The organism is Empedobacter sp. UBA7620, from assembly GCF_002484185.1.
Taxonomy (GTDB): domain Bacteria; phylum Bacteroidota; class Bacteroidia; order Flavobacteriales; family Weeksellaceae; genus Empedobacter; species Empedobacter falsenii_C.
The window spans coordinates 1-6,862 of sequence record NZ_DLJI01000033.1; the positions used below are offsets into that span (position 1 = coordinate 1).

General features: G+C 28.2%; 7 protein-coding genes and 1 pseudogene. All 8 read left to right on the top strand.

What is annotated here, in order from left to right; all coding sequences use genetic code 11:
* Positions 1–44: 44 nt before the first annotated feature.
* The 8 genes and pseudogenes from B2217_RS08005 (at position 45) to B2217_RS08040 (ending at position 6,639) form a co-directional block, all read left to right on the top strand.
* A complete protein-coding gene (locus tag B2217_RS08005; RefSeq protein ID WP_180906056.1) occupies positions 45–392 on the top strand; it encodes a hypothetical protein in 348 nt (115 codons plus the stop codon).
* 107 nt (positions 393–499) lie between these two features.
* A complete protein-coding gene (locus B2217_RS08010; RefSeq protein WP_180906055.1) occupies positions 500–1,003 on the top strand; it encodes a M15 family metallopeptidase in 504 nt (167 codons plus the stop codon).
* Between the two features lie 24 nt (positions 1,004–1,027).
* Positions 1,028–2,113, top strand: coding sequence for a patatin-like phospholipase family protein (locus B2217_RS08015; RefSeq protein WP_180906054.1), 1,086 nt, complete (start codon positions 1,028–1,030; stop codon positions 2,111–2,113).
* A gap of 51 nt (positions 2,114–2,164) precedes the next feature.
* Complete coding sequence (locus B2217_RS08020; protein ID WP_291093898.1) at positions 2,165–4,600, top strand: hypothetical protein; 2,436 nt, start codon at positions 2,165–2,167, stop codon at positions 4,598–4,600.
* A 2-nt stretch (positions 4,601–4,602) separates the two neighbouring features.
* On the top strand, positions 4,603–4,932 hold the full coding sequence (locus B2217_RS08025; protein ID WP_291093900.1) for a hypothetical protein: 330 nt from the start codon (positions 4,603–4,605) through the stop codon (positions 4,930–4,932).
* 146 nt (positions 4,933–5,078) lie between these two features.
* Positions 5,079–5,426: a hypothetical protein gene (locus tag B2217_RS08030; RefSeq protein ID WP_291093902.1), complete on the top strand. Its 348-nt coding sequence runs from the start codon at positions 5,079–5,081 to the stop codon at positions 5,424–5,426.
* A 294-nt stretch (positions 5,427–5,720) separates the two neighbouring features.
* A pseudogene (locus B2217_RS08035) lies at positions 5,721–6,137 on the top strand (cysteine peptidase family C39 domain-containing protein); the annotation flags it as partial.
* A 4-nt stretch (positions 6,138–6,141) separates the two neighbouring features.
* Positions 6,142–6,639 (top strand): hypothetical protein, encoded by a 498-nt coding sequence (locus tag B2217_RS08040; protein WP_291093904.1) that lies wholly within the window; start codon positions 6,142–6,144, stop codon positions 6,637–6,639.
* Positions 6,640–6,862 lie beyond the last annotated feature (223 nt).

The window sequence follows — 6,862 nt, forward strand, 5'->3', positions numbered from 1 at the left end:
TTTTTGCTGACGATTTACAATTATAATAATAAAAAAAAGTTAAAATGAAATATAATTTTAAAAAACATGATTGGGACGGAACAATGGTTTTTGGAATAGAGTCAGAACAGAGTACAATTAATAATATTGGTAGTTGGGATTGGACTTCAGAAAAAGTTCAAAAAATTATAAATGGAATAGAAGACAGTAAAACCAAACCCAAAGGAGAAGAATATACATGGGGCAATGAAGATGTCAACCTCTATTCGAATAAAAATGGCGTTTTGTTAATAGATGTTCTAGCTCAAAGAGGTAAACAATATGATCCAGATATTATAACATTAAAATTAACGCACGAAGAAATTTTAACATTTCTAAATGATTTTAAAAAATTTGTAGAAGAAAACAGTTAATTTTAAAAACCGCTCAATGAGCGGTTTTTCTTTTTAATAAAAATCCATTTCCACTACGTCAACTTTTGACACAAGCGGCTGTTACTTTTGTCTAAAATCACAATAAAATGGATAAAGTAACACAACAACGCATTGCAACTTTACATCCTTTGGTTAGAGAAGAAGTGGCACAAATTATCAACGAAATAGATAAACGATTAACAGGACGAGCTAAAGTGCGTATTACACAAGCTTTACGAACATTCGAAGAACAAAATAATCTTTATGCGCAAGGTCGTACAAAAAAAGGATTAAAAGTAACGAATGCTAAAGGTGGACAAAGTATTCACAATTATGGATTGGCAGTTGATATCTGTTTAATTATCGATGGAAAAACGGCAAGTTGGGATATGAAAACCGATTGGGACGATGACGGTTTAGCCGATTGGATGGAATGTGTTTCAATCTTCAAAAAATATGGATGGATTTGGGGTGGAGATTGGAAAAATTTCAAAGACGGAAGTCATTTCGAAAAAGAGTTTTTACAGACTTCTAAGGGAAAACAAAAAGTAAATAATTGGAGAGACCTCATCAAAATGAAACAGGACAAATTGGGCTACATTATTTTCTAAACAATTCAAAAAAAACACAAAAAAATGAAAAAGAAAATTACTATTCTCTCCATTGACGGAGGAGGAATACGAGGAATTATACCTTGCATCATCCTCCGTTATATCGAAGAGCAAATACAATTATTAGATAACCCATATGCCAAAATAGGTGATTATTTTGATTTGATTGCAGGAAGTAGTACTGGAGGTTTATTAGCTTCTATTCTGCTTTATCCAAATGATCAAAGAACAGCAAATTATTCGATTAAAACAGCATTTGATTTATACACAGAAAAAGGAAATGATATTTTCAATGTTTCATTTTGGCAACGATTAATCAATCCGTTTGGATTATTTAGTGAAAAAATTTCTGAAGAACAATTGGAAAAACATTTAGCTGATTTCTTTGGTAACCTTGAATTGAAAAGTTTAATAAAACCATCGTTAATTACTGCTTATGATTTAGAAAATAGGAAAGCTAAATTATTTAATTCGTTTAATGCGCATGTAGATTCAAACAATTTTCAGGTAAAAGATATTTGTCGTGCAACATCTGCTGCCCCAACTTATTTTTCTCCAGCTCAAATCAAATCAAAGTATGGCCAATTGTTTACGTTGATTGATGGAGGAGTTTTTGCAAATAATCCTGCTTTGTGTGCATATGCAGAAGCTCGAAAAATTCCTTTTGGAGATTTGTTTCAAGACCTAGAAAAACCAAATTATCCTTCAATCAAAAATATGGTAATCGTTTCTATTGGTACTGGAACTGTTTTGAAAAAATATGCGTACAATAAATTTGAGAATGCAGGAAAGCTAAAATGGATAGAACCACTTATAGATATTTTACTATCTGCAAATGCAGAAACCGTCGATTATCAATTGTCTCAAATGATAAATACGTTAGGCAAGCGAAATCGTCAGAATTATTATCGAATCAATCCATCAATTAAGAATGCATCTTCTGAGATGGATGATGTCCGAAAAGAAAACATTGAAGCATTGATTCAAGCAGGATTAAGCTATGTTGATGAGAATAAAGAAGTATTGCATCAATTGGCACAAAAGTTAATTAAGAATAAAGTTTCAAATCAAAATTCCATTACGACAACTTTTGGCACAATCGCCGTATAGCTTTGTATTGTAAAAGAAAGAGCGCTCTTTTATAATTAAAAACCACAAATTATGACAAATGATTATTTAAGAGATCTCGACGATTGGGACGAGGAGTCTCAGCAAATTTTATTGTCTTTAGCCAAAAATAACGAGTTTATTTCTTTTGAAGAATTGGAAAAAGGAGTTTTTGGAAAAGACCCATTTGAGAAAATTAGAATTAATGAAAATTCTAACCGATTAGTAAGTCCATTTTACAAAGAATTTGGACTAGAAGAAGGTGAAAGTATAAAAGTAGATGTTCCGATTTCTATTTTTAACTATACAGGAAAAAAAACTTCCTCTAATAAAAAATCGACAGAAGAAGATTCTCCAAATGAAAAACCAAAGGAAGTACACGGATATGCGTACGAAACTCATGTACAAGTAGAAGATACTGGTACAAAGGTTTTTGAAGCCTATGATAAAGAAAAATCAAGCTTTAATCCATATCATGTCAAATTGTATTATGAAAAATTGAACAACCAATATTTTAATTTTAGTGGACGAAACTGCATTGTAAATATAGGGAATACATATTATCAAAATTTTATGTCACAATTTCCTAAGCAGAAAATCAGAAGTTGGTATGACAATAGAACAAAATCAATTATTGTAGACTCTATTGAGTTAGAAGCTAAATATACCAAGCTTGTTTTAGATTCTGTTCATCAAGACAATCAACTATCAGAAGTTGATATTTATAAAGCAATCAAACTAAATGCTTGGTCAAAAAGCGAATCAGGTTCTATACTTAATGCAATCGGGAGTATAAACGATGGTATGGCAGAAGCTGTAGCTAAAATAGCAGAATTTATTGGAAAAAGTAAAATAGCAGAAAAACGTTATTTAGCTGATAGAAATGATTATCAACCCTATTTAGTAGAAAAAGCAGTTTCTTCTCCAACAGTTATTTCTATCGGAATCGGAATTTCTGTTTTAGAAAAACTTGTACAGAAGAATCTTAATTTATTAAAAAAGCTGAATGTTGAGAATTATTTACCATCAGGTTTCAAAAAAGTAATAGAAGAATTAACAGGTTTTACAACCAAAGTCAATACTATGATAAAATCTGCTGTAACTATTGTAGCAGATATAGCAGGAGAATATCTGAAACTTGTTAATGCTTTTGTTTGTGGTTTGATTAATGGATTAATCAGCCTTTTCGAATTTCTATTTCAGATTATTTCTTTTATCATTGGTTTAGATGCTTCTATCAAAAGTTATAATGATTATTTAGAACAACAAAAAAATATTGAAACATTAGAGGAAGTTCTTAATTTTTTATTCTCCGAAACATCCGCTTTTTTGGATGGTTTTATAGATCTTATTAAAGATTTAAAAAACTTAAGACTTAAGGATTTTGAAGCATTAATCAAAAGTCTTTTTGAAAAATTAGGAAATATCTCGAGATACCAATACGCTTATTACGCAGGAAATATTGTATTTGAAGTGATAGTTGGGGTTATATTGGCTCTTCTTACTGGAGGTTCTGGTAATATTGCTCAGGCAGTTAGTAAATCAGAAAAACTAATTCAATTTCTTAAAATCTTAGGACGCGAATTTATTTCTACTGTTACTTTTGGTATTACAGATTTATTAGCATTTTTCCGTAAATTAATCCAATCCTTTGCAAGAGCATGCAAAAACGGTTTTAAAGGATTTATAGAATGGATACGTTCTTTGTTAAATAGAGAAGGAAAACATCTGGATGAGGTGTTAGATGAAGTTGAAAGAAGAAGTTTAAAAAACTATTCTAAAACTGAAATCTTAGCTCTGTTAGTACAAGATAATATTAATAAATTTTATAATTCTACACATCTTGAAGCAATTTATAAAAAAGCTTTACAATTAGATATGAGTCTTGAAGATTTAAGAGGTTTTGTTAAAACAGGTAATATAAAAGAAATTAAATCAGTAGAGTTACTAAAACAGATGGACAATTACATTAATATCGTATTAAAAAGAGGTTATCCTTTTGGTTTTAGAAATTTAAAAGAATTTGAACAGTTTTGTGATATATTAAAAAGTGAACTAAGTTCAATTGGTTTATCAACTAACGATATTAGAATACAAGGATCGTCTTTAAGAAAATTAAAACCAAAAGATTTAGATCTAGCTGTTTTCATTGATGATAGTAATTTTAACAATTTACTTCGTAATGCTTTTGAAGGTAAAATTAAATTAAATGGTAAAATAGTAGATATTTCTAAAATGAGTGACAAGGAGCTAATGAATCTTTCAGAGAATATTTTCAAAAATGATAAAACAAATGCGGTATCTAGAACTTTTGCATTTGCCATGCAAAATAGGAAAATAAGTGGATTGACTAAACCTAGAATAAAAGCTGGGCATCGAAAAATAATAGAACAGCTAAATAAAAAATTTTATAATTTAAGAATTGATGATATTTCAATTCAAACTAGAGGAGGTAAATTAGAGTTAAAACCAGATTTAAAAATTAAATAACTATGAAAAAATTTGAATACAATGGATATATAAGATCCTCATATCCTATTATATCTAAATGGTTAAATAGAAGCTTTAAAAATATCATTGAAAAATCAAAAGTAGAATTTATTTTAAAAGAGAGCAGAAAAGAACTTTATATTTATGATGATTTTAATGGTGGCTTTTTATTCAGTGCAGAATTTTTAGGGACATTTGATGAAGCTCAAAAATTTATCAATACAATTGTTGATAATCTAAAAAAGAATGGTATTTCATATTATCAATTTCAATGGAACGAAATTGATAAGGAAGGAAATCAAATAGGAAAAGAATATGAAATAAATTCTTAGTCTAAATTTAAAATTTTTAAGAGGCTGTCCGAAAAAGTCGGGCAGCTTTTTTTATAAAAATATAAACAATTGAATATTGAAGATATTTCCATTCAAACTAAAGGAGGAAAATTAGAATTAAAACCAGATTTAAAAATTAAATAATTATGAAAAATAAATATGTTTATGCAGGATATATAAAAATTGAATATGATAAAATGAAAGCTATAATGAAATCTATATATGGTAATAAAATTAGAGATAGATTTGCTTCAGATATTCAGCCTGAAATTAATTATGAAGATTCAAACACATTCATATATATATCAGAGTCAGATGAAAATGCATTCTTATTTAGCGCCGAGTTTTTAGGTAAATTTGATGGAGCTCAAAATTTTATAAATACTATTGTTCAAAGTTTAAAAAAACATGGAATATTATATTATCAATTTGAATGGAATGAAATTGATGATGAAGGAAACCAAATAGGAGAAGAATATGAAATAAATTCTTAATCTAAATTTTCTAAACCGCTTCGTAAAAAGCGGTTTTTATTTTTTCTTAAATTACTCCAATCCTTTGCTAGGGCATGTAAAAACGGTTTTAAAGGATTTATAGAATGGATACGTTTTTTGTTAAATAGAGAAGGTAAACACCTGGATGAGGTGTTGGATAATGTTAGTAAAAAAATTGACGACCTTATTCCTAATAGTAGAAAGTATTTAAAATGAGGAGGTGATTCTACTAAAACATTTGCAGAAAATGCAGGATTTAAATTACAAAAATTTGTAAGCAAAACCAAAGTTTTTGGACAAAGTGAAGATTATACTTGTGTAGCTACTTCACTTAAAATGGTTTTGAAAGATAAAAATATTGTAAAAAATGAAGAATATCTTGCACAAGCATTGAATACAAATAAAGATGGAGCAAGAATTAAAGATATTCCAGATGCTTTATATAATAGTTATCTTGATGATGTGGTAGCAATTTATGAAGAAAAAATAAAATTTTCTAAATTACTCGAGAAATTAGACGTTGAAGATAAAGCAATTGTAAGTGTTGGTACAAACGAATTTAAGGGGCACGCTATGGTTTTGGAGAAAGTGGAAAATGGAAAAGTTTTTTTACGAGATCCTTTGCCTATACATCAAGGGGCTTCCTATACAATGAGTTTAAAAGATTTTGAAAAAATATTTAATGATAAAGCAGTAATTATTAAAAAATAAAAAAATGACAGAACTAGTAAATATAAAATATAATACAAAGGGAGAAAAACCTCAAAAAGGTTATCAAATTATTTATGTTAGAAGTATACCACATGCAAAAGAGGTGTTAGACAATTTTAAGAATGCAGTACTAACAATTTTAAAAAATATTAAACTAAATGATGAAGACTCAAAATGGAATAATTTATTACCACAAGGAATAGTTACGAAAACAAAACAATTAGATAGTGATGATTATGCAAATGATGAATTTCTAACTGATATTGATATATCTATTTATAAATATCAAAAAATTAAAGATTGGGAATGGTATAGCTCTTTAGAAGTAGAAAATGGTTTTGATATTATCGTAAAAGGTAATTTTAATACTTTCCAATTTATCAGTTTTATTCATTGTCAAAATGCTCCATTAGCTAATATCAGACTGGTAGATGTGGACAAAAATAAGATGTATGAGTTAAGGACTATCAAAGATTATACAACATATAAAATTTTAAAGTAATTATTAATAAAACCGCCTCATGAGAAGCGGTTTTTATTTTTTCTTAAATAATTTCAAAAACTAAATTTCATTACGACAAGTTTTGACACATTCCTGTAGTTTATTTGTATTATCAAAATAAGGGAAGAAAAGTAATTAAAAAAAAATTCCTTACGACGACTTTTGGCGTATCTGCCATCTAAATTTGTCACTATAATAAAACAGAATACAAAAAATATATCTA